The 23,580-nt window shown below is 57.9% G+C and carries 18 protein-coding genes and 3 pseudogenes; 10 read left to right on the top strand and 11 right to left on the bottom strand.

Features of this window, described 5'->3' with window-relative positions; genetic code table 11:
- Nucleotides 1-19: 19 nt before the first annotated feature.
- Nucleotides 20-2,653, top strand: coding sequence for a glycoside hydrolase family 97 N-terminal domain-containing protein (locus OMP38_RS09070; protein WP_277564785.1), 2,634 nt, complete (start codon nucleotides 20-22; stop codon nucleotides 2,651-2,653).
- Nucleotides 2,650-4,915, top strand: a pseudogene (locus OMP38_RS09065) (alpha-galactosidase). Before OMP38_RS09070 ends, OMP38_RS09065 begins: the two are co-directional and overlap by 4 nt.
- 34 nt (nucleotides 4,916-4,949) lie before the next feature.
- Here OMP38_RS09065 and OMP38_RS09060 read toward each other — a convergent pair.
- Nucleotides 4,950-5,558 (bottom strand): TetR/AcrR family transcriptional regulator, encoded by a 609-nt coding sequence (locus tag OMP38_RS09060; RefSeq protein WP_277564784.1) that lies wholly within the window; start codon nucleotides 5,556-5,558, stop codon nucleotides 4,950-4,952.
- Between the two features lie 260 nt (nucleotides 5,559-5,818).
- Between OMP38_RS09060 and OMP38_RS09055 the strand changes: the two genes are divergently transcribed.
- The 3 genes from OMP38_RS09055 (at nucleotide 5,819) to OMP38_RS09045 (ending at nucleotide 9,517) form a co-directional block, all read left to right on the top strand.
- Nucleotides 5,819-6,514 (top strand): hypothetical protein, encoded by a 696-nt coding sequence (locus OMP38_RS09055; RefSeq protein ID WP_277564783.1) that lies wholly within the window; start codon nucleotides 5,819-5,821, stop codon nucleotides 6,512-6,514.
- Nucleotides 6,515-7,600: 1,086 nt separating this feature from the next.
- A complete protein-coding gene (locus OMP38_RS09050; protein ID WP_277565214.1) occupies nucleotides 7,601-8,149 on the top strand; it encodes an NADPH-dependent FMN reductase in 549 nt (182 codons plus the stop codon).
- 180 nt (nucleotides 8,150-8,329) lie between these two features.
- Nucleotides 8,330-9,517, top strand: a complete 1,188-nt coding sequence (locus tag OMP38_RS09045) for a polysaccharide pyruvyl transferase family protein (RefSeq protein WP_277564782.1) — start codon at nucleotides 8,330-8,332, stop codon at nucleotides 9,515-9,517.
- Nucleotides 9,518-9,625: 108 nt separating this feature from the next.
- On the opposite strand, the gene csaA is transcribed toward OMP38_RS09045, so the two are convergent.
- Both csaA and OMP38_RS09035 read right to left on the bottom strand, forming a co-directional pair.
- Complete coding sequence (gene csaA, locus OMP38_RS09040) at nucleotides 9,626-9,958, bottom strand: chaperone CsaA (RefSeq protein WP_277564781.1); 333 nt, start codon at nucleotides 9,956-9,958, stop codon at nucleotides 9,626-9,628.
- Nucleotides 9,959-10,005: 47 nt separating this feature from the next.
- Nucleotides 10,006-10,456 (bottom strand): annotated as a pseudogene (locus OMP38_RS09035) (MerR family transcriptional regulator).
- A 170-nt stretch (nucleotides 10,457-10,626) separates the two neighbouring features.
- Here OMP38_RS09035 and OMP38_RS09030 point away from each other — a divergent pair.
- Nucleotides 10,627-11,478, top strand: a complete 852-nt coding sequence (locus OMP38_RS09030) for an aldo/keto reductase (protein WP_277564780.1) — start codon at nucleotides 10,627-10,629, stop codon at nucleotides 11,476-11,478.
- Between the two features lie 158 nt (nucleotides 11,479-11,636).
- Here OMP38_RS09030 and OMP38_RS09025 read toward each other — a convergent pair.
- Nucleotides 11,637-12,954, bottom strand: a pseudogene (locus OMP38_RS09025) (alpha-L-fucosidase).
- A gap of 163 nt (nucleotides 12,955-13,117) precedes the next feature.
- Between OMP38_RS09025 and OMP38_RS09020 the strand changes: the two are divergent.
- Together OMP38_RS09020 and OMP38_RS09015 are read left to right on the top strand one after the other, a co-directional pair.
- Entirely contained in the window at nucleotides 13,118-13,738 is a 621-nt protein-coding gene (locus OMP38_RS09020) for an AraC family ligand binding domain-containing protein (RefSeq protein ID WP_277564779.1), read from the top strand.
- A 35-nt stretch (nucleotides 13,739-13,773) separates the two neighbouring features.
- The gene (locus OMP38_RS09015; protein ID WP_277564778.1) at nucleotides 13,774-13,974 is read left to right on the top strand and encodes a helix-turn-helix transcriptional regulator; all 201 of its coding nucleotides are present in this window, start codon (nucleotides 13,774-13,776) and stop codon (nucleotides 13,972-13,974) included.
- Nucleotides 13,975-14,413: 439 nt separating this feature from the next.
- Here the strand turns inward: OMP38_RS09015 and OMP38_RS09010 are convergent, their stop codons facing one another.
- The 5 genes from OMP38_RS09010 to OMP38_RS08990 form a co-directional block, all read right to left on the bottom strand.
- Nucleotides 14,414-14,947, bottom strand: a complete 534-nt coding sequence (locus tag OMP38_RS09010) for a hypothetical protein (protein WP_277564777.1) — start codon at nucleotides 14,945-14,947, stop codon at nucleotides 14,414-14,416.
- Nucleotides 14,940-15,314, bottom strand: a complete 375-nt coding sequence (locus OMP38_RS09005; protein WP_277564776.1) for a hypothetical protein — start codon at nucleotides 15,312-15,314, stop codon at nucleotides 14,940-14,942. Before OMP38_RS09005 ends, OMP38_RS09010 begins: the two co-directional genes overlap by 8 nt.
- A gap of 31 nt (nucleotides 15,315-15,345) precedes the next feature.
- Nucleotides 15,346-16,515 (bottom strand): HesA/MoeB/ThiF family protein, encoded by a 1,170-nt coding sequence (locus OMP38_RS09000; RefSeq protein WP_277564775.1) that lies wholly within the window; start codon nucleotides 16,513-16,515, stop codon nucleotides 15,346-15,348.
- Between the two features lie 370 nt (nucleotides 16,516-16,885).
- Complete coding sequence (locus tag OMP38_RS08995; RefSeq protein ID WP_277564774.1) at nucleotides 16,886-18,067, bottom strand: ParB/RepB/Spo0J family partition protein; 1,182 nt, start codon at nucleotides 18,065-18,067, stop codon at nucleotides 16,886-16,888.
- A gap of 193 nt (nucleotides 18,068-18,260) precedes the next feature.
- Entirely contained in the window at nucleotides 18,261-20,318 is a 2,058-nt protein-coding gene (locus tag OMP38_RS08990; RefSeq protein ID WP_277564773.1) for a DUF4073 domain-containing protein, read from the bottom strand.
- Between the two features lie 6 nt (nucleotides 20,319-20,324).
- Here OMP38_RS08990 and OMP38_RS08985 point away from each other — a divergent pair, with 6 nt between their 5' ends.
- Nucleotides 20,325-20,726: a hypothetical protein gene (locus OMP38_RS08985; RefSeq protein ID WP_277564772.1), complete on the top strand. Its 402-nt coding sequence runs from the start codon at nucleotides 20,325-20,327 to the stop codon at nucleotides 20,724-20,726.
- 1,084 nt (nucleotides 20,727-21,810) lie between these two features.
- Here the strand turns inward: OMP38_RS08985 and OMP38_RS08980 are convergent.
- Together OMP38_RS08980 and OMP38_RS08975 are read right to left on the bottom strand one after the other, a co-directional pair.
- Nucleotides 21,811-22,137, bottom strand: a complete 327-nt coding sequence (locus tag OMP38_RS08980) for an ArsR/SmtB family transcription factor (RefSeq protein WP_277564771.1) — start codon at nucleotides 22,135-22,137, stop codon at nucleotides 21,811-21,813.
- Between the two features lie 28 nt (nucleotides 22,138-22,165).
- Nucleotides 22,166-22,678, bottom strand: a complete 513-nt coding sequence (locus tag OMP38_RS08975) for an SRPBCC family protein (RefSeq protein WP_277564770.1) — start codon at nucleotides 22,676-22,678, stop codon at nucleotides 22,166-22,168.
- A 228-nt stretch (nucleotides 22,679-22,906) separates the two neighbouring features.
- Here OMP38_RS08975 and OMP38_RS08970 point away from each other — a divergent pair, with 228 nt between their 5' ends.
- Nucleotides 22,907-23,509, top strand: a complete 603-nt coding sequence (locus tag OMP38_RS08970; protein ID WP_277564769.1) for a cupin domain-containing protein — start codon at nucleotides 22,907-22,909, stop codon at nucleotides 23,507-23,509.
- Nucleotides 23,510-23,580: the final 71 nt, after the last annotated feature.

Genomic DNA, 23,580 nt, shown 5'->3' with positions numbered 1-23,580 from the left:
TCGAACGGAGATTACGCACATGTGGAAACTTGTTTCGCCCGATCGAAAACTTGCGCTGTCCGTTTTTCAAGATGAAGAAAAAGGTCTTTATTATTCGTTGGCGTCGGACGGACGCGACGTCCTCGGCCGGTCCAGATTGGGCATGGCGACGAGCCTCGGCGACCTGCGCACCGGCTACAGCTTCATAAGGAGCGAGGAATCTGCGATCTCGGAGCGCTATTCGCTGCCGGTCAGCAAGAAGTCGGTTTATGTGAACGAAGCCAACGAGCTCGCGCTGCACTTCGAGGTCGAACGCTTGGCCGTATCCGTCTGCTTCCGTCTGTTCGACGACGGCCTTGCTTTCCGTTATGCGATCGGCGGGGACTCGGGGGAAGTTACGGTAGAGCGTGCAGCAGAAGGCGCGCAGACCTTCCGCATCTATGGAGAGTATACCGACTTCGATTTTCCGAAAACTTACGACGACCTGTGGCTCCAGGATTGGGTGAACACGTACGAAGGCACGTACAACCGCTGCGGCTGGGAAAAGGCGGGCCGACGGGATTACGGCATGCCGGCGCTCCTGCACAGCGCGGAGGATAGCCGCTGGGCGATGATCACCGAAGCCGGCATTCTGAACACGGGCGGCAGCTACTGCTCCAGCCACCTGCAGACCGAGCCGGACGGCCGGATGAAGATCGCCTTCGCGCCCGAGCAGCTCGAGCCGATGAAGGCTGAACTGCCGCTCGCGACGCCTTGGCGGATCGTCACCGTCTGCGACACGCTGGACCAATTGGTGAACAGTACGCTGAATTACAACCTCAACCCGCCGTGCGACTGGGAAGATACGTCCTGGATCAAGCCGGCGCGCAGCATCTGGTCTTGGTGGGCGTTCGAAAACGGCGCGCAGCTGTACAGCGAGCAGAAGCGCTACGTCGACTTTGCCGCGGCCATGGGATTCGAGGCGATCACGGTGGATGCGGGCTGGGACGATAGCTGGGTGAAGGATCTGTGCGACTACGGCAGAGCGCGCGGCGTCGACGTCTGGCTGTGGTCCGACATGCAGGCGATCGACACGCTGGAGAAGGCGCAGGAGAAGATTCCGCGTTGGGCGGCGTGGGGCGTCGTCGGGCTGAAGGTCGACTTCTTCATGAACGACTCGCAGCACACGATGTGGCAGTACAACATGATCGCGGATCTCATGACGGCGCACAAGCTGATGATCAACTTTCACGGCAGCACGAAGCCGGCAGGCGAGGGGCGGACGTATCCAAACATCATGACGGCCGAAGGCATCCTCGGGCTGGAGCATTACAAATGGAGCGGGCTGCCGCATGCCGTGCACAACTGCACCGTGCCGTTCACCCGCAACGTCGTGGGGCCGATGGATTACACGGTGACCGGCTTCTCCAACCTGAACCGCAACACGACGCAGGGGCATCAGTTGGCCCTCTCGGTCGTGTACGACTCCGGCGTGCAGCATTTCGCGGATTCGATCTACGCTTACGAGGCATGGAAGGGCACCGAATTCATGCGCAGGCTGCCTGCCCGGTTCGACGAAGTGAAGGTGCTGTCGGGCTTCCCGGGCGACCATGCAGTCCTGATGCGCAGGGCGGATCAAGAATGGTTCGTCGGCGGCATCGTGACGTCGGCGCGGAGTCTGACCCTGTCGCTGGACTTCCTGCCCGAAGGCGAGTACGAGGTCGAGATTTACAGAGACGGCAAGAACGGCGACGTGCTGAAAAAAGAGGTGCGCCGCTTGACGAGCCGGGACAGCGTGTCCGTGCAGTCGCTCGACAGCGGCGGCTTCGCGCTCTATATTAGCGACGGCCAGCATGCGCTCAAGTCCGGCGTGCAGGGCGGGTACATGGACGCCGACGCGAAGACCTATTCTTCGCTGGACGCGGTCCTTCGGGGAAGCGCGGACCGCGTCGCTTGCGAGAATGCCGCGGGCGGCAGCGCGGTTCGCCTGGGCGGCGACGGCGGGCTGGCGTTCGAGGGGATTGTCGCGGAGCGAGAGGGCCGGCATACGCTGCGGCTGTTCGATCTGTCCGCGGCGCCGAGCAGTCTCCGCGTCAGCGTGAACGGGGGCGAGCCGCAGGTCGCGCGTCTTGAATCCTCGGGCGGCGACGAGGTCGTACGAACGTCCGATGTCGTCGTGACGCTCCGGCAGGGCGAGAATACGATCGTGCTGGGACGCAGCGGCGATGGCGAGCCCGCTCCGGGGATCGATCAGATCCGGGTCATCGGCTGGGCGCCGTACGAGGACACGTACTACCCGGCAGAGACTGGCTTGCTCGCGGGCGGCGCGGGGCTCAGCCATGTCGACGGCGCCGCCGGCCTGCGCAAGGCGGTCGGCATCGGCCGCGGCGGCTCGATTACGTTCGGGTCGGTCATGGCCGACGTAGACGGCGAGCACATCCTTACCTTGGACTATTATTCCGGCGAGAACCGGCCGCTGCTGATCGCCGTGAACGACGAGCCGCCCATTCGTTCCGTGCTTTTCAACACCGGCGGCTGGGGGCCGGCCCGCTGGGACATTTCGGGCATCAAGGAGGTGAAGATCCGGCTGAAGAAGGGCGCGAACCGCATCAAGCTGTACCATGACGAAGAGCTTGCCCCCGAGATCGGGAGAATCGGCTTGCGGCTGGAGAAGAGCTCGGGAGGTCGTCGATGATCCAATTCGATTCGGACCTCCGCCTGTTCTCGATCATGACGGACGGCAGCTCTTACGTGTTCGGGCTGAACGAAAAAGGCGTCCTGCAGCATCTGTATTGGGGAGCCCCGGTGGCGGCCGCGGACTGCGCGCCGCTGCTCGGCTCCCGGCTCCACAGCTCGTTCGATGCCGCGCTCGACCGCGAGACGGAGGAATTCGCCTATTGGGGCGGTTTGTCGTACATGGAGCCGTCGCTCAAAGTACGCTGGCATGACGGCGTGCGCGATCTGCGCATGGCCTATGCCGGTCACCGGATCGAGCGGGCGGACGACGGCAAGGAGACGCTGACGATCGCGCTCCGGGATGAGGCGTATCCGCTCGAAGCGCATTTGGCATACGCGGTCCGGCCCGGGCATGACCTGATCGAGCGGTCGGCTGCGATCGTCAATACCGGCGACCGCGATGTCGTGCTCGAGAGCGCCCAGTCGGCGGCTTGGTCCCTGCCGGCGCTTCGCGATTACCGGCTGACGCACGTGACGGGCAAATGGGCCGGCGAGTTTCAGCTGCGAAGCGCGGAACTCACGGAAGGGAAGAAGGTGCTGGAGTCGCGGCGCGGGTTCACCGACGGCCATGCGAACCCCTGGTTCGCGATCGACGACGGGGCAGCGACCGAGGAAGGCGGGAAGGTATGGTTTGGCGCGCTCGGCTGGAGCGGCAACTGGAAAATCGTTCTCGAGAAGACGGCGTTCGGCCGCGTGCGGGTCACGGGCGGCATTAACGACTTCGACAGCGAATGGACGCTGGGGCCGGGCGAGCGCTTCGAGACGCCGTCGTTCGTCGGCGGATATGCCGCGGGCGGCTTCGGGGCGATGAGCCGCGCGCTGCACCGCTACCAATACGAGCATGTGTCGCCAAGCCGGGAACTGCGCAAGGTGCTCTACAATTCGTGGGAGGCTACCGATTTCGACGTCAACGCCAAGGACCAGATAGCGTTGGCGGAGCGCGCGGCGAAAATCGGCGCGGAGCTGTTCGTCATCGACGACGGTTGGTTCGGCGAGAGGCATCACGACCGGGCGGGGCTCGGCGATTGGACCGTGAACCCGGATAAATTTCCGAACGGGCTCGAAGAGCTCATCGGTCGGGTGCGCGGACTCGGCATGGCGTTCGGTATTTGGGTGGAGCCGGAGGCCGTCAACCCGGACAGCGAGCTGTACCGCAGCCATCCGGACTGGGTCTATCATTTTCCGACGCGTCCCCGGACGGAGCCGCGCAACCAGTTGGTGCTCGATCTCTCGAATCCGGCGGTGAAAAGCTACATTGTCGACTTCATGTCGCGGCTGCTCGGCGAACACGATATCGCCTTCGTCAAATGGGACATGAACCGAACCATCACGGAGCCCGGCATGCAAGAGCATCCGCTGAACCGGCAGAAGGAACTATGGATTCGCCACGTGCGGAGCCTGTACGAGATCTGGGGGGGAGCTGCGTCGGCGCTTCCCCGGCGTGGCGTTCGAGACCTGCGCGGGCGGCGGCTCGCGCATCGATCTCGGGATGCTGCGCTATGCCGACCAGGCGTGGCCGAGCGACAATACCGACGCGTTCGACCGGCTTAGCATTCAGGAGGGCTTCTCGTATGCGTACGGGCCGAAGCTGATGACCTGCTGGGTGACGGAAGCGGTGAGCGGGATGAACCAACGGGTCACTTCGCTGAAGTACCGCTTCCACAGCGCGATGACGGGCACGCTCGGGATTGGCGCCAACCTGAACGAGTGGAGCGAGGGGCAACTGACGGAGGCGGCCAAGCTGGTCGCGCAGTACAAGGCGATCCGGCCGCTCGTGCAGGGCGGCAGGCAGTACCGGCTGGCGGCGCTCAAGCATAAGGGCGTGGACGCGGTGCAATACGTCGGAGTGGGCGACAGCGGCGAGGAGAGCGTGCTGTTCGCGTTCCTGCACGCGCAGAAGCTCGGGGATGGGCTGCCGCGTCTGTGCCTGCAGGGGCTTGATCCGGATAAGCGGTATGAAGTTGAGGGCGTGGAGATCGAAGGCGCGAAGGACGAAAGGCCGGAGATCGAAGGCGCGAGGGGCGGCGAAGGTTCGGAAATCGAAGGCGCGAGGGGCGAAGGCGAAGGTTCGGAAATCGAAGGCGCGAGGGGCGAAGGTAGGGAAATCGGAGGCGCGAAGGACGTCCGCAGCGGGCGTGCGCTGATGCGGATCGGCGTCGAGCTGCCGCTGCGCGGCGACTTCGACAGCCTGATGTACCGCATAAGGGAGCTGCGGGGTTAGGTTTCGGCGGTCAATCGGCAGTCATTCAGCGCGGTCACGCCTTCAAATGCTTCATCACCATCGCCTCCATGTCGTCCAGGATTCGCCGATACTCCGTCTCGTCCCCGTCGAGCAGAAAGCTCATGGCGAGTCCGTCCCGGACGGCCCAGAACAGGTAGGCGGCAGAGGAATCGTCCAGGTCGGCGCGGAATTCGCCGGATCGCTTGCCCGACGCCAGAATCCGGCTCAGCAAGTTTAGGGCTTTATCGAGGTAGGCCCGGTTGGAGTAGATCAGCTCGGGACGGCGCGACGCGTAGGTGGTGAATTCCAGGTGAAACGTCAGCCATTTGCGAAGCTCGTCCAACGGCTGCCGGCGAAAGCGATCGAACATGTGCAGCAGCATCGCCTTGGCGCTCGACGTCTCCACGTACAGCGCGTTGAGCGATTCGATCATATCGTCCATGCGGGCGTGGGCCAGCTGAATGTAGATCTCCTCCTTGCTGGCGAAGTAGCCGTACAGCGTGCCTTTGCTGATGCGAAGATGACGCGCGATGTCGTCGGCCGTCGTCGCTTGAAATCCCTTGTCCAGGAAGCAGTGGAGCGCCCCGGCTAGAATGGAGGCCCGTTTTTCTTCTTTGTATGCTTCAGTCACTCTAGGCGACATGCGCTCACTCCTTTCCCGTGCAAAGGCTGCTGTTTTCCGAGATATGCATTATGGATTGAATATACCGTGATGAGAAGTCGGGCGCAATAAAGAGGCCTGAGACGCGCAGCTTGGCAGCTCCGCCGCAGTATGCTATTCTGATGCTGGTCGCACGTACGGCCTTTAACTAACATGCGCGTGAAGCACACGCCGCTTGCTCCTCATCGGAGCGAGCGGCTTTTTGTTTTTATTTTAGACTCTTGGAGGGGCGGGTCTTAGCAATGGTCAAAAAAGAGTTTCGCCAGCAGGCGGACCAAACGGCGGCATCCATCGTAGCTGCGTTTATCGAAAAGCAAAGACAGACGGCGAAGGGGCAACGGCTGGAGATGCTGCAGCGGGATCTAAGCGGCACGATCAAGTTGTTGACCGACCTTCTGCTTCCGGTGTTCGGGTCGCTTGAGGGCTTTCATTTGGAATACGAGATCGTGGGGACGAACGGCGTCAAGATTTATGCGGACGTGTTCTATGAACCGCTGGGACTGGTGTTCGAGTGCGACGGCTACGTGCCGCATGTCGAGTTGACGACGAGGGACCGCTTCTCGTTCGAGCGCATGCGGATGCGCACGTTCGCGCTGAGCGGCTACGCGTATTTTCCGTTCAGCCGGGACGAGTTGGACAAGAAGCCGGATATGTGCAGGCGAGCGGTATACGAGCTGTTGGGTAGGCGGGGGCGAGGCGGTAGCGGGTTAAGAGACTTGGACGTTTATGAAAGGGAGCTGCTCAGGATGGCGGTCGATGTGCTGGATTTCACACTGAATGACGTGTGCGATTGGTTGGGCGTCCGACAGGACAAAGCACGCATACTTCTGCGGAGCATGACGTTGTCCCAACTGCTCCTGCGCGTCGGGGGAGGCGAGCGAAGGTGCCATCGATATGCGATCGCGGAGCAGGGCAAGGAGCTACTATGGAAGCGATAGGATTGTTTTTAAAGGGGAAATAGCCGAAAAAACCGTGTAACTGGAGCGATCGGGGTGGGGGAGTGGCGAGTTAGCCGGAAAAACCGTGTAACTGGGGCGGTTGGACGGCGGGAGCGGCGAGTTAGCCGGAAAAACCGTGTAACTGGGGCGATCGGGGTGGGGGGAGTCGCGAGTTAGCCGGAAAAACCGTGTAACTGGGGCGATCGGGGTGGGGGAGTCGCGAATTAGCCGGAAAAACCGTGTAACTGGGGCGATCGGGGTGGGAGAGCGGCGAGATAGCCGGAAAAACCGTGTAACTCGGTAGGCTGGGCGGCGGGAGCGGCGAGTTAGCCGAAAAAAACCGTGTAACTCGGTAGGCTGGGCGGCGGGAGTGGCGAGTTAGCCGGAAAAACCCTGTAACTGGGGCGGTTGGACGGCGGGAGTCGCGAGATAGCCGGAAAAACCGTGTAACTGGGGCGGTTGGACGGCGGGAGTCGCGAGTTAGCCGGAAAAACCGTGTAACTGGAGCGGTTGAGTGGCGGGAGCGGCGAGATAGCCGGAAAAACCGTGTAACTGGGGCGGTTGGACGGCGGGAGCGGCGAGTTAGCCGGAAAAACCGTGTAACTGGTGCGATCGGGGTGGGGGAGTCGCGAGTTAGCCGGAAAAACCGTGTAACTGGAGCGGCTGGGCGGCGAGAGTGGCGAGTTAGCCGGAAAAACCGTGTAACTGGGGAGGTTGGGAGGCGGGAGCGGCGAGTTAGCCGGAAAAACCGTGTAACTGGGGAGGTTGGGCGGCGGGAGCGGCGAGTTAGCCGGAAAAACCGTGTAACTGGAGCGGTTGGACGGCGGGAGCGGCGAGATAGCCGGAAAAACCGTGTAACTGGGGCGATCGGGGTGGGGGAGTCGCGAGTTAGCCGGAAAAACCGTGTAACTGGGGCGGTTGGGCGGCGGGAGCGGCGAGTTAGCCGGAAAAACCGTGTAACTGGGGAGGTTGGGCGGCGGGAGCGGCGAGTTAGCCATACTTGAAATAACCGCATGCGGCCTGCTATGGTGAGGGAGTCGCTTTATTTGCCAAGACCGATTACCGGGAGAAAGGTTGTTGAAACAGATGAAGTTGATCGCGCTGGTAGGCAGTCTGCGCAGGGAATCCGTGAATTTGAAGCTGGCGTTGACCATGCAGGAGAGGTACCGCGGCAAGTTCGAGCTCGAAATCGCGAATCTCGGCACGCTGCCGTTCTACGATCAGGACGAGGAGGACAATCCGCCCGAGTCCGTACGGAAGCTGAGCGAGCAGGTCGCGGGGGCGGATGGCGTGCTGATCCTGACGCCGGAGTACAACTGGTCGGTGCCGGGCGTGCTCAAGAACGCGCTGGACTGGCTGTCGCGCGGTGACAAGGTGCTGATCGGCAAGCCTGTTCTCGCGGCCGGCGCGAGTCCGGGCATGTACGGCACGCTGCGTGGCCAGCTGCATCTGCGGGAGATTTTGTCGAGCCCGGGCATCCAGGCGGTGATGCTGCCTCCGGCGGGCAACGAGATTGCCGTCGCGCAGGCGCCGCAAAAGTTCGGCGAAGGCGGCGCGCGCCTGACGGACGAGCGCACGTTGACGCACATCGACGTCGTCGTCGACCGCTTTTTAGAGCTGATCAGGCACAGGTAATTCGCGCCGATCCTGCAAGAGGCCGAAATGCCGCAGACGCGGCGTTCGGTCTCTTTCTTGTTTGGTATGGCCAGGCAGGGGGTAATAGCGACTATCTTCTATGTTTTCCGTCCCCTCGGACGGAGCCGTCTGGTCGCAGCCGGTCATTCTATCAAGTTAAAGCGAAAGGGAGATCGACGCATGGGCAAAATATTGATTGTCGGGGGCCAAATGGAGAATAAGGGCGCCCAGGCGATGACGTTCACGGTCGTGAACGAAATCAAGATGCGATATCCGGATAAGGAGCTCGTGCTCGTTTGTCCGGACGAGGACCGCAATTACGCGTTTCAACTGGTGAAGATGGGGAAAAAAATGAAGATCGAGCTGCTGGGCGGCGTCTATACGCTGATCGGCAAGCTGATCCCGAACGACGAGCGCGTCAGCATCACCAAGACGCAGATGAAGGAGCTCCTAAAGGAAACCGACCTCATCGTCGACATTAGCGGCTTCGCCCTCTCCTCGCAATTCAGCATCCGCCACACAATCAATTATTTGGCGAACATCCGGCTCGCCCGGCAGAACAAGATTCCGATGGTGCTGCTGTCCCAGTCGTTCGGTCCGTTCGAGTATACCGGCATTTATAAATACGTCATTCCGCCGATGATTAAAAAGTACATTCGCTATCCGAAATACATCTATGCCCGCGAGGAAGAGGGGGCCGAGTATCTCGGCAAGTATACGTCGGGCAATCTGCGCAGGTCCGTGGATATCGTCCTTCAGGGTTCGAACCCTTACAATCTGTCCCATTTGTTCCGCGACGGCAACTACATAAAAGGCGAGCCGCTCGCGATCAAGCCGAATGCCGTCGGCATCGTGCCGAACGTCAAGACGATGAAGTACGGGACGCGCCAATCGATGCTCGCGATGTACGAGCGCATGACGCAGCATCTGCTCGATCGCGGCAAAAACGTCTACCTCTTCCGTCACTCCACGGAGGATCTGATCATTTGCCAGGAGATCAAGCGCAGGTTCCCGAACGACGAGCGCGTGGTGCTGTTGGAGGAGGAATACGACTGCATCGCGATCCACGACGTGCTCGTGCAGTTCGAATTTCTCGTCGCCTCCCGCTATCACTCGATCGTGCATGCGTACAAGAACGGCATTCCGGTCGTGGCGCTCGGCTGGGCGACCAAGTATCGCGAGCTGCTGGGACGGTTCGGACAGGGCGAGTACGTGTTCGACGTGCGCGACAGCGCCCATATCGAGGCCAACATGATCGCGAAGCTCGACGCCATGATCGAGAACCGCGAGGCAGAAGCCGTCAAGATCGACGAAACGCTCAGAGAGATTCACCGGGAAAGCATTTTCGCCGAGGCGTTCGCGCTGTAAGCAGAGTCCGTCGCAAGCGACGTAAAAAAGCAGCAGGACTTGGACTATGAAAGCATAGTTCCTGTCCTGCTGCTTCCTTTTTCATTCCCCCTATTTGTTCGAACCGCGTTAAGCGATAGGCGTCCCATTAGGAAGTTCAACCTCGGGTTGCAAGAGGACGACGTCTCCCTTTTCCGGTACGCCGCCAAGAACCAACACTTCCGATTTGAAACCGGCGATGCGCCGGGGAGGGAAATTGACGATTGCGATAATTTGTTGGCCAACGACATCCTCGGCCGCGTATCGCTTCGTAATTTGCGCGCTGGACGATTTGATGCCGATCTCCGGACCAAAATCGATTTGAAGCTTGATCGCGGGAACTTTCGCTTCTCCAAAAAACGCGGCTTCCACAATCGTCCCCACGCGAATATCCAGTGCCGCAAAATCATCGATCGATGCCACGTTTAATGCCTCCTCATTTGAATCTTAGACCAACTCGCCGATAACGCTCACGTTCTTTGGGCGGCAGGCATGTAAAACACGTCGCTATGCATATGCCGAACGTCTCCCCAATTGGCGGGATTGGCTGTGTCGGGCAGACGGCGTTCCATAATGGCTTCGTACAGGGCCGTTTTTTTGTTCTAAATGGTCGATGTGCCTTTTGGCTTCTTCGAGCCTCGCGCGCGCCGCTTCCTTGTGCTCCATCATGAGCGCGGTTCGCTTCGGAATCGTCAAATCCCCTTGTAGGCACAGTTCGACGTACGTTTTAATGACTTCGATCGGCATCCCGGACTGCTTGAGGCACTTGATGCCGTGCAGCCAATTGACGGCTTCCTCGTCGAACATCCGCGTGTTGTTCTTATCGCGCCGAACGCTCGGCACCAGTCCTTTATCCGTGTAAAATCGCACGGCATGCTCGGTAAGTCCCGTTAGGCGGGCGGCTTCTTTGACCGTATGCATGCACAATCCTCCCCTTAAAAATAATTGTTCAATACGGCTTGCCTTCGTGTAACACGAAGGCTTTAAGCTAACTGTAACGCAAATCGGCCGTACGCGGAATACCCGCAGCAGGGAAGATGCCGGGTGCGCGCCGTTTGCCATTATACATTCGAACAATAGGAGGAAATACCATGCAAACCGTAATGTTGAACAACGGCGTGAAAATGCCGATCATCGGCTTCGGCGTCTACCAGATTCCCGATGCCGAGCAGTGCGAGAACGCGGTGTACGAAGCGCTGACGGCCGGCTATCGCTTGATCGATACCGCCGCCGGTTACTTAAACGAGGAAGCGGTCGGACGCGCGATCAAGCGCAGCGGCGTGCCGCGCGAGGAGCTTTTCATTACGACCAAGCTTTGGATCCAGGATGCCGGCTACGAGAGCGCCAAGCTGGCGTTTGCCAAGTCGCTTCAGAAGCTGCAGCTGGACTATCTCGATCTGTACCTCATTCACCAACCCTTCGGCGATTACTACGGCGCTTGGCGCGCGATGGAAGATCTCTATAAGGAAGGCAAGATCAGGGCGATCGGCGTCAGCAACTTCTTGCCCGACCGTCTGATGGACCTCATCGTGCACAACGAGATCGTGCCTGCCGTCAACCAAGTGGAAACGCACCCGTTCTATCAGCAGCATGAGAGCGCAGCATTTATGAAAGAGCAGGGCGTGCAGCATCAGTCGTGGGCGCCGTTCGCGGAAGGACTGAGCAACCTGTTCGGCAACGAAACGCTGTCCGCGATCGCGGAAAAACACGACAAGTCCGTCGCCCAGGTCGTGCTGCGCTGGCTTGTCCAGCGAGAAGTCGTCGTTATTCCAAAGTCGGTGCGGAAAGAGCGGATCGTCGAGAACTTCGACATCTTCGATTTTGAGCTGGACGCGGACGATCTCAAACGAATCTCCGGCCTCGATACGCGGGAGACGCTGTTCCTGTCCTATCACGATCCGAAGTTCGCCAAGATGCTGGGTACGTTGAGGGTTGAATTATAAGCTTAAACTTTTAGAGAGTACAGGTGGGTGCGCCTCCCCATAAAATTTATATTCTTCAACCATTATTTTGTCGGAATGGCTGGCGTTGAATACGAAAAAACCGATCGGCCCAATGCGATCGGTTCTTTGCGCGAAGATAGAGAGGCCGCAAACGTTAGTTACTTCAGCTCACACTCGACGACCGTCCCGCGCGCGTCCGGCAGCGGATAGGTGTAGTGCACCGGATTCGCGAAGTTGAAGAAGGCGTCGGCTTCGAACAGCGCCGCGTTCCACGGACGGGATACCGGCACCTCCGAGCCGTCCGCGAGCAGCCGCGCGCGCTTGATGCGTCCGGCGAGCCCGGCCAGATTGATCGCGCCTACGCTCTCCTCGAAGACATGCGCGTACAGCTTGTTCCCTTTTTGCGTATAACGCCCCCAGTCGGGCTTGGGCAGCTCCGCCTGTCCGCAGCCGTAGATGCTGTCGCCGTTCAGCGCCAACCAGTCGCCCACCTCAGCCAAAATGTCCAGCGACTGCTTGGGGATGCGCCCGCGCGCATCGGGACCTACGTTGAGCAGCAGATTGCCGTTTTTGCTGACGCACTCCACCAGCTTGCGGATGACTATGGTCGGGCTTTTGTAATTGGTGTCCGAAGCCACGTATCCCCAGTTGTTGTTCAGCGTCACGCACGCTTCCCACGGGATCGGTTGGCCGTCTTCGTCGGTCACGCCGGTCGGGGGGATGATCTGCTCGGGCGAGGCGAAGTCGCCGGCATACGCGAGCGGCTCTTTCGTGTAAATGCTGCCGCCGCCTTCGCCGCCGGCCTCCAATCGGTTGTCGATGACGATGTGCGGCTGCAGCGAGCGCATCATCTTGACCAGCTCCGAGGCGCGCCACTTCTCCCCCCTGCATGCCGTCGTAGGAAAAGTCGAACCACATCAGGTCCAGCTTGCCGTAGTTGGTCAGCAGCTCGCGGACCTGCCCGTGCATATATTCGAGATAGCGGTCGAAGGTTGCCGGATCCCGCTTGTACGCTTCGTTGTCCCGCATCGGATGATAGAGGTCGCCATGCGCGGGAAAGTCTTCATGATGCCAGTCGATCAGCGAGTAGTAGAGCCCGACCTTGAGCCCCTCCGCGCGGAACGCCTCCAGGAATTCCGCCACGAGGTCGCGTCCGGCCTTCGTTTTCGTCGACTTGTAGTCCGTCAGCTTGCTGTCGAACAGGCAGAAGCCGTCGTGATGCTTGGCCGTCAGCACCGCGTACTTCATGCCGGCCTGCCGGGCGGCGCGCGCCCAGGCACGCGGATCGTAGTCTACGGGATCGAACTCGTCGAAATAAACCTGGTAGTCCTCTACCGAAGTGCGCTCCACGTTGCGGACCCATTCGCCGCGCGCCGGAATCGCGTACAGCCCCCAATGGATAAACATCCCGAACCGGTCCTGCAAAAACCAGCGCGTCCGCTCCTGGCGGTCCAGCCATTCTTGATTATGTGCCATCGTCGCGACTTCCTCCGTTATAATTGAGATAGGCTCTCGGCCTTGCCAGCCCAGTGTACCAGCATCGGGCGGGAGGCGGGAGGGACGCGGTTAAGGCTTGCGGGTATCAGATTAACCTCGTTCGAGAACGCTGCCAATTTACTTGAAAGCGCAGGGGAAAGCGATGGGCGACGGATCGGCCGGAATCAGCGCGCTTGATGATATTCTGCACCAGCTTCGGGTCGACGTGATCGAGGCGCATTATTCACAGTGCAGTCCCGTGTGGCGGGAGATCGATTATGTGCCTGCTCACAACAAGCTCTATTACATATGCGAAGGCGAAGGTTGGCTGCGCATCGGCGACAAGGAGCTCCGGCCTGAGCCTGGGGAGCTGGTATTGATGCCGGCCAACGTGCTTCAGTCGTTTTCGGCGATCGAAGGACGAAGGCCGTTTTTAAAATATTGGTGCCACTTCAACGCGGATCTTGGGGATGCGGGGCTGTTCTCCTGGCTCGAAGTGCCGTTCCGGCTCACGCTGGACGCGGGGCTGCGGGAGGAGGTCGGACGCAGATTCGAGGCGCTCGTCGCTTGCGCGGCCGAACGGGGGGATCGGCGCGAGGCTTCGCGAAAAAGCGCATCTGCTAGAACTGCTGGCACCGGTCGTAGAACGGGCGGCGCTCAGCCGAACGGGCGGGACGGCCGAGGATGCGGAGCGAATCATGCTGATTACGCGCTACGTCGAGACGCATCTGGCGGACGAGCTGACGCTGGACGGTCTGGCCGAATACCTGCATCTGCACCCTGAACTATCTGGTCAAATATTTCAATCAGCGCTTTGGCATGCCGCCAATCCGGTACGTGAACCGCAAGCGCATGGAGCGGGCCCGCCTGCTGCTCCGCACGACGGATCGCAGCATCAAGGAGATTGCCGCGTCCGTCGGCTATCCGGACACGAACCACTTCGCCAAGGCGTTCCGCCGCGAGACGAGCTCGAGCCCGTCGGCGTACCGGACGGGGGGCGGAGGAGCTCGAGAAGGGTAGCCGGCGGGATCAAGAAGGGAGGAGACTTATCGAGCGTCTTCGATTAGCAGCACGATTTTCCGCTGCCGTGTCCGCTGTCGATGTATTCTGGAGAATTCGGTTGGGAGCGGGCCGTCATTTATGGTTCCTTTATTAAAGTTCTGATTGCAATCGTTTTTTTCTGTCCATGAGCCTATTTCTTGATCCTACCAGAAGCAGAATTAATCTAATCGCGATAACGGAGAAACTAGCCATTCCGTCCCAGAATAAATAATGCGTCATCGAATAGCTTGAAATCTCGTGGTAGGCTCTGGACACAACGAATAGGAACGCCGGAAACGTGAAAATAACGAAAAGAGCGAGCAAGATGCCAATTCCAAGCACGTAGATCAAGCTAAACCAAAGCGATGCCGATTTTTCGGTTTTCGGCAATTCGCTCCATAGCCTCCGATTCTCTTTTCTATTTCTTGATGCGATGCTCTTTAGGAACAGAATTCCGTTTCCATAAAGGTTCGATGAATTCGTTGCATTGATTAAAATGAAATACACGTCCGTTCGCAAAAAGAACATGAACTGACCTAAAATACCTGTAACTAGCAGGAACGCCGTCAACCTGGCAATCGAAACGAAAACGGAATGTTCCTGCAGCGACAACTGAACCAATAAACAGATCAGGATTAGGGTAACGTCCAACGCCATGCCTGCCAGATAAGGGAAGTATCGCTCTTTTTTTTGGTTTGGACCATAGTCCGGTCATTTTCGTCTCGGCAACAACGAAGATAAATCGGCGAGACAGGCGAATGGACGCTTTAATCCCCTTGCTATAGCTGCAAAAATAATGCGCCAATTCGTGGAGAAAGATGAGGAAATAGGTCAGGCATATGACTGCGAAAGCATTCATTCCAACAGCCTTTAAAACAAACATGTCCTTATAATAGGGGAGCAGTTCAGGTTTAACCGCGAACAAAGTAAGGACGGCTGCGAAATTAAACATAAACCATTTTGCCGTTAATGGATTGAAAAAGAGTTTTGAAACCTTGACTCTCCTTTCGTGCGATGAGGAGGGGGGGCGGATCGGACACGAGGACAAGATCGCCTACGCTTTTGACGAATCCGATCGCTAAAAGCTTGGAAAAAAAGTCCAAAACGTCCACATCGACATTATTATCCCGCTTCAATTTCGTTCTAATCTCTTCAATTGACCGGAGTCCATCCGCATTTTTCACGGCAAGAACGGCGGCCTCGGGGACACGGATAAACCGCGGGATGTTCGGATCCCCGATCGTGTATTCGTTCCCTTCCTTCTGAATGGATAAGTGACTCAAGCAGACCTTGGAACAAATGGATAGCGATATTTCCATCCGGCGATGCCGCTCCTTTACGAAAATCGCTCTATCTCGGATTCGTTAAAGATTTTAAAATCGTTAAATCAGGCGGCTCATTCGGCTTGTAGGAATGGCTGCCGCAGCTCGGGCAATCGGAAAGCCTAGGTACTTCATGATGGCTAAGCTCGGTATCGTGAAGCCGGATTCTCGTATAGGATTTTGGAAAGAGCGGACTGTGCTTCGCGATAAATTTTGCGATTTCAGATCCGACCAGCGATGTCAGCATGGCGATATTCGGCGCAAAGGCAGGATTGATTTGAGGCGTATGCGCTCCATTGATGACATCGTTTACAAATGAAAGCGTACTTTCGTTGGAACGCATGGCAGTTAGCCAAAAGCAATCCGCGCAACCCGTCTCATAAGGAAGGATTCGATGAATGAACGCGGACCCGTGCCTAAGACCGGCAAAGAACAAGGGCTTATTTTCTAGAAGGCAGGCTGTATTCACGTATCTGGGGCCATAAAGCAGGGGCCAGTCGATGGCCCCAACGACGACATCGGCCTCTCGAATGATAGGAAGAATGGATTTCGAACTATCGACTTTCTGATTGAGCGTTTCGACTACGGTATCGCTATTAAGCATAGACAGTCGTTCTTTGACCACTTCCGTCTTCAGTCTCCCGACGTCAGCCTCAGTATAGAGCATTTGTCGATTTAAATTACCAATCTCCACGACGTCATAGTCGACCCCGATTATTCTTCCTATTCCCATTGATGCGAGCCACGCACCGATTACGCTGCCGCCTCCAAGACCAAGAATGGCTACGGTTGCGGACTTTAATCTGCTTTGAAACGTGAATCGACTTTCGGTTTCGGTTTCGTATAGTGAAAAATAACTTAAATTATTTTTATATCTTAGCAATTCGCGTGCGGTTAAAGCGTCCTTTTCTTTATCGGGCTCAGGACACTCCAGTAACCGGAAATGGAGTAACGTGCGAATCCCGGATTCGACATCCGAATCGGATATGGAAAGAAGGCGGGACAGATCCTCTTTTCGGTTGTTACCGTCGAGCAATTTTAGAAAGGAGAAAACTTTACCGTCTGGATCCGGGATTTCGACAGGTCCGTATTCCGTCGGAATTCGAATGGCGACATTCTGATAGGTCATTGCCCGACGGTATGAATCCTTAAGTTTATAAATCGGGCTCACCTCCCTACATAGAAGAAGGTCGTACATAAAAGCATGTACGACCTCCTCGTCAAATTAAATAAAATGGCCGTCTCCTTCGATAACATCCGTCGTTTTAGTCGCCGTTGGCGCAAGCTCTTCCACTTCGCGGATTTCGATCGTCATTTGTCTCACCTCCTTATCAATGCCATCCATGCCTTGATGACTCCCGGCATTTCGTCTTCAATCTTCACACGAAAGGGCTGGACGAAAAAGTGAAGAAATAACTAATTATTGTAATAATTGGTCATAAATATAAATATGACAAGTCATCGTGATGGCGAAGAAACGCGTCGAGCGGAAGCCGGGAAAGTTCCGAAACGAAAAATGCCCTTCCGACCTCCTGGAGGCGAAAGGGCTGAAAATGCCGCTTAGATCGTTACAAGCGCTGCGCAATTGAGGAGCGTGCAGCCCGGCAAGCACCGAGATGGCCTTCGAGCCGGCCGATCAGGTCGTCGAGCCCGTCCAGCAGCGCCTCCGGGTCAACGGAGGTGGCCGCCTGCAGCTCGGACGCCAGCGCGTCCGGCGCCGGCAGCGCCGCGAGCAGTTCGCGCAGCGTGGCCATCGTCCGCGCGCCGGCCGCCGCCGCAGCCATCGCCGCCACGGCCGCGGCCGAATCGGCCTGGCTTAACGCTGCCGCCGCCGGAGCGGAAGCCGTCGCCGTCGCGGCTGCGGCTTGCGCGGCTACGCCTTCGGCTCCTGCGGCCGGGCGCGGCTGGACGCCGGCTGCTGCAGCCCCGTCCGCGGCTTCCGCCTTTTTCCGCTGCGCCTCTTCGCGCTCCGCTTCCTCGCGCTCGGCTTCGGCTTCCGCCTTGCGCCGCTCCGCGTCCGCCGCCGCGCGGGCCCGTTCCTTGCGGCTCGCCTCGTAAGCGGACCAGGTGTCCAGCAGCCCCGGCCCGTCCTTGTACAGCAGCTGGCTCTTCGTGCGCTCCGAGATCGAAGCGTCCTTGAACAGCTTGGCGATCCGCTTCACGTCGATGACAGGCATCTCGTCCTTCGCCATCGTCAGCGCTAGGGGGTCGCGGTACTCCATCGGCAGATCCTTGAGCGGGAGCAGTTGGTCCTCGGTCAGCGTGTCCTTGCGGATATCGGTGCCGCTGACGACGAGCTTCTTGACCGCGGGCCCGAACTTCAGCAGCTCGCATTTGTTCTTGATATAGGACTCCGGCTTGCCGAGCTTGGCCGCCAGAAACTTCACCGAGCTCGCGAACTTCGGATCGTTCAGCAGCTTGTCGAACGCTTCGCCTTCCTCGATCGGCGTGAAGCCCTCGCGCGTCAGATTTTCGGCAACCTGCTCGAGATAGATCTCCGTCTCGTCCGTCGCCTCGGATACGATGGCGGGGATCGTGTCGCGGCCCAGCTTCGAGCAGGCCAGGTAACGGCGGTTGCCGTAAATGATCTTGTAGCGGCCGCCCTCGGCCTTGCGCACCTTGATCGGGGACAGCAGGCCAATCTCGCCGATGCTGTTCACCAGCTCCTGCAGCGACTCTTCGCCGAACCGGTAGCGGGGCTGGTCCTTATCTTCGTCGATCAGATTCATGGGCAATTCGATAATTTGCATGTCGGCATAATCTCCTGTACGAATAATGGACGCCGCGCGGGCGCCATCGGCTTATCTGTCTATTATAGTACAGGTTGCAGCGGATAGGAACGCACGCTCCCCAATGTCGTCGCGACCCATTTTCTTCTGCGTAAAAAAAAGAAGCTGCGAACGCCGAAGCGTCGCAGCCTCTTTCTCAATCTCAATACTTCCTTTATTGCGCGGCGATTTGCTCCGCGCCTTGCGCGTCGACCGTGTACTTATGGTTGGTCGCCGCTTCTTCGATGTCGGCGAATGCCCAGTGGGTAGCCGGCACGTCCGTAAAGGTAACCGTCGTCGCCCCGTTCAGCGGACCGCGGCCGAACAGACGGTTCAGCACTTTGACGGCTTCGGCGCGCGTCAGCTTCTGATCAGGCTTGAACGTCTGACCGGCATAGCCCGTCATGATGCCTGCAGACGTAACGTAGGAGATCGCGTCCGCAGCCCAGTGGGTGTCGGATACGTCGCTATAGTTACCGTTGCCCGGATTCGCGACGCCTTGCGATGTCGTCGGACCCTTCTGCATCCAGCGGGCGGCGATCGCAGCCATTTGCGCCCGCGTGACGGAGCCTTCCGGATCGAACATCGTCTCGGATACGCCGCCCATAATGCCCGCAGACTTGGCTTTGAGAATTTCGTCCATTGCCCAATGTCCGGCCTTGACGTCCGAGCCGGCCGTCGTACCGGCCGATACCGTCGTGTCAGGCAGGTTGCGAGCGAGCATCGCCGCCATTTGGGCGCGCGTTACGAACGCATTGGGACGGAAGTCCGTGCCGAATCCGTTAATATACGGCGTATGCGCGGTCGGCGTTTGGGTTTGGGTGCCGTTCAAGCCGTCCGCGTAGACGATCGCAAAGGTACTGAATTTTTTAACGGTGAATTGAATGCCTGTCATGCCGTTCATCGTCACGACTTTGCCTTGGATCAGTTCCTTGGTGCCGTCGCTGTGTTCGGCGTACACGCCGAGATGGTTCATGATGCGATTGCGCTCGGCCGCATCGGTCGGCAAGCCGTTTTTCAGCGGCAGGAACAGGCTTACTTCGCGGCTTTGCAGATTCGTTTCGATTTGCATCGGACGACCGTAGATTTTAATGGATTCGTCCTTTGCGTAGTCCTGAACGGCCTTCTCCTGCTTGGCTCTCGTCTCGACCTGAACGCGTCCGTCCTCGGTCTTGACCGGTACGAGACGGAAGTACAGATCCTGGCCGAAGCCGGAGAGCGAAGCCGTCGGGATCGACACGACGCTGTCGCCGGTCGACAGCTCGAGACTCATTTTACCGTCGTTGATCTGCGTCAGAGCTGCAGTCGGAATCGTCACCGACACTTCCGATACCTTGTCTTCGGCATCTGGGATGGCGATGCGGACGGTGCTGCCGCCTTGCGCTTTGGCTTTGTCGACGGCTTCCTTGGCAATATCGGAAGACAGCGTTACGCTATCCTTTACCTTGCCGGATGCATCGGTCGTACGGGTGACCGGCGTGCGGGCCAGGCCGCTGCCGTCGCTGCCTTGAACGTCGACATAGCGCGTTTCGGTGTTCGTGTTCATCGGCGGAATGTAGACCGGCGCGTTAAACGTGACGGTCGTCGTCGGGCTTGCCGCGCGAACGCCGTTCTCCTTGACGCGGACTTGGACGTTGACATAGGTGGAAAATACAGGCGCATTCTCGGGATCGTAGCTTGTCCAGGTCTTTCCATCGTCGATCGAGTACTCCATCGCGGCAGTCGCGCCGACGAGCTTATTCGTGGCCGCGTCCGCCGTGACGGATGGCGCAGCCGGCGTGAAGAATTGATTGAAAGTGGACTGGATCGCGGCCAGATCGGCGTAGCCGCCTTCCGGGCGCTTGTCGAGCATCCAGTTGCTGAGCTCGGACGTAATCTCGTCTTCGGGGTTCAGACTTCCCATCTTCGAGAGGTCGAGATTCCAGTCTTCGAGTTCGATGCCGAATGGCTTGATCATCTCGATCATCTGTTGTACTGAATAGAGCATCTGCAGCGATCGGCCCATATCTTCAGCCGACGATACGCTGTTGATCGCTTGAGGCGTATAGCCCATGGAGGCTGCAATCAAAAAGCTGAGCAGATTGCCATTAAAAATATCGTTTTCGTCATTGCCGTTATTTCCGTTATTTAATATCTCCTTGGCCGTCTTGAGCTGGATATAGAGATAGTACTTAAAAACATCTTTCTCGACGGTCGTCAGCGCATTGTAGTTATCTCCCAACTCGGCGAACATCGGGGATTGCTCAAAAGAAGGGAAGACAGTCTCAAAGTCGGCGACCTTGGCGAATATCGCATCGATCGCTTTGCCGACAGTCGAGAGGCTCTGATCCTCAAGCACGGTCACCGAGATTCCAGCGAGATCCGTGATATATCGGAGCTGATCCAAGCTGGTGTAAAAAATGCTGGGTTCATCATTGCTGCCCCCGTTGCTGCCATTGCCGCCGCGGCTGAAATTCAGGACGGTCGCCGCCCAAGCAAGCTTGGTCTCGTCGCTCCAATGGTTGAAGTTTTCTGGCAGTTGGAGGCCCAAGTCTTCATTCAAAAGCGCTGTCTGTACGTCCTCAGCGTCGTCCGCTTTAATCGCAGCATTGACAGCGCGGAGCGGCTGCATGTTGAAGAAGCTGTCGAACGCGGTTTGTAAGGCAGCGGTATCTGCATAGCCGCCCTTTGGACGTAAACTAAACAACCACTGGACGAGCTCCGGTCCTTCATCTTCAGTCAAGTCGATTGCTTTTCTCAGATCAAGTCCAAGATCCGTTATAGGGCTTGGCATCGGGATCAATAAAGCCATAAGGGAGCCCAGCTCTTCCGGCTCCTGCGCGCGATTGATCGTGGGAAATTCGGCTCCCATATTTACGGCAATCGGCGCCAAAACAAAGGGAGAGACTTCCGGGTGGCTTGCCATCTGCACAAATTGCATCCACACAAAGTAATCAAATATTTCTCTATCCAGCGGCGTAAGTTCATGGATGGAGTCGATCATAACTTGATAGCCTTCTGCTGCGGAGGAGTGAGGGAATAACGTTTTCAGCTCCAAGGATAAGTCGAGCAATCGACCGATTTTTCCGCGAATGGTCGCGAAGCTCAAAGCGTCTTCAGCGTCTCTCGATTCGTACGTTACGCTCAGCAGGTTTAGAATATATTGGACTTGTTCCAGATTTTCATAGCCGCCTGGTCCTTCCTCGGTGGGCGCGATGAAGTCCGTGAAGGCCTTCACAATAGCCTCCTGATCGGTTGGATCATTCCATCCAGCGAAGCCATCCGGCAGTGTCAAATGCGCCTGGGGGTCTGTAAGCGCTGACATCAATCCTTCAAAATCGGTGTTATTAATTGCTTCATTGATTCTCTCAAGCGGCGTTGACGGATCCGTTTGTGCGCTTGCGCGGCTCAAGACACCCAGCCCGCCCAGCAGTGGTTGAAGCAGCAAGAGGACGACGAGCAGTCGAGCGACAAAGCTAGCGTTTTTTGAGCGCATCTCTCATTTCCCTTCTTCTGTTATATTTAACCTCAATAAAAATTAACACATCAACAAAACTTATTAAACACATTAATTTCCATAAGTTATAGAAAGAGGTGTTCTGTAATTGATCAAACAACGGCAAAAAAAGCCCCTGAACGCAGACGGGGCTTGAAAGTATGGTGAATCATTAGTCCTAAAATAATGATAATATTTCAGTAATATTTTTTTAGTTTTATAGGTACTAAGTATCAAAAGTTTACCGGGTCTACTCCTTCCTCTCCTTACCCTGCAACTCCGCCAGCAAAGCATCCAGCCGATCAAGCCGCGCCTCCCACGACGCTCGGAACGCCGAGAGCCATTCGTCCATTTCCTGAAGCGGCTCCTGACGGAGCTTGTACATGCGCTTGTTGGCCGCCGGCTGCGACTCGACAAGGCCCGCGTCGCTCAGCACGCGCAGATGCTTGGACGCTTGGGGCTGGCCCATCGCCAGCCTTTCGGCGATGTCGCCGACCGAGAGCGGGCCTTCCCGCAGCAGCTCGACCATGCCGAGACGATGGGGCTCCGCAAGGGCGCCGAATGTAGCCGTATTCATAGCGAGCCTCCCGTCTTGCTGTTCCCAATCAACCGCGCTTCATCTGCGGCAATATATCTTGCGCGAGATTATCCAGGGCCATCGCGGTACCTTCGCTCATGCCCATTTTGAGCGTCGCTTGCAGATCTTCTTCCGTAGGCAGGCGGAAGTTTAAGACGAGCGTCGTCCGGCCGTCGCCCGCGTCCGCGAATCGTACCGTAACCTCTTGCTTCGGAATGACATCCGTCGGATTCGCCTGCTCGTCCGCGAAGGTGACGGCGTACGATATGCGCTCAAGCGGATGGATTTCCTCATAGATCCCCAGCACCCACTGTGTTTGACCTTCAGGCGAACGCATGCAGTAGTGCCATTTGCCGCCCGGCCTGAGGTCGATCCGGCAGACCGGAATCGTATACGGCTTGGGCGCCCACCACTTCGACAGCAGGTCGGGGTTCACGAACGCCTCGTACACCATCTCCCTTGGCGCATCGAATACGCGCTCCATGATGAACGTCCGGCCATCGACGCGCGTGACCGGCTGATTTGTCCCGTTTTGATTCATTTTTCGTTCCTCCTTAATCGTATTAGCTATAATATATCCAATTGGATATATATCTGCAAATGCATATTCGGGTCGTTTATACAATCTTTGCCCCTCGCTACATGACTCGGGTCGCTCGAAGTCATGACCGGCATGACAAAACCGATGACGGCTGTTCACTAGTGGGAACGGCCGCTAAAACTTACGCTAGAATGAGCCATTATCGCCAAATAAGGAGAATGATCCTACATGTCCGCAACGCTATCTCAACGTACGATTCGCAATCCCCAGATCGGGGACGAGGTCACCTTTCTGGAGACCGCGCAGGAATCGGGCGGCGCTTACGAATGGGTGGAGGTCCGCCTTCAGCCCGGAGGCGGCACGCCCTTGCACTATCACACGACGTTCGAGGAGGAATTCGAAGCGATCGACGGCAGGCTGTCGCTCGATTGCGACGGCAAGACGCTGCTGCTTGAACCGGGACAGAAGGCGGTGGCGCCGCTGGGATCGAAGCATCGCTTTTACAACCAGGAGAAGACGGAGATCGCGTTCCGCGTGAAGATACTGCCGGCACGCAGCTTCGAGAAGTTCCTGCGCATGCAGTACGGCCTGGCGCGGGACGGCAGAACCGGCGCGAACGGCATGCCCAAAAGCATGCTGGAGCTGGCCGTGGTGATCCGGATGGGCGAGAGCTATCTCATCGGCCCGCCCGTCTGGTTCCAGAAGGGCATGTTCGGGCTGCTGTACCGGATCGCGCGCTGGCGCGGCGTGGAGCGGAGGCTGCTGGACGCGTATTGTCCGCAGCCGGAGGTTAAGAAAGGAGCGGGCGAGCGGTATGCGGAGATCTCTTGACCGGTCCGCGAATTCCGGGGGAAGGACCGAGGTCCGGTCAGCCGGAGCGTGGGGTTCGGGGTTGGAGCAAG

Source organism: Cohnella ginsengisoli (assembly GCF_029525555.1).
In the GTDB taxonomy this organism is placed as follows: domain Bacteria; phylum Bacillota; class Bacilli; order Paenibacillales; family Paenibacillaceae; genus Cohnella; species Cohnella ginsengisoli.
Note: the sequence above shows the minus strand (reverse complement) of the source record. Positions and strands in the feature narration are given on the sequence as shown.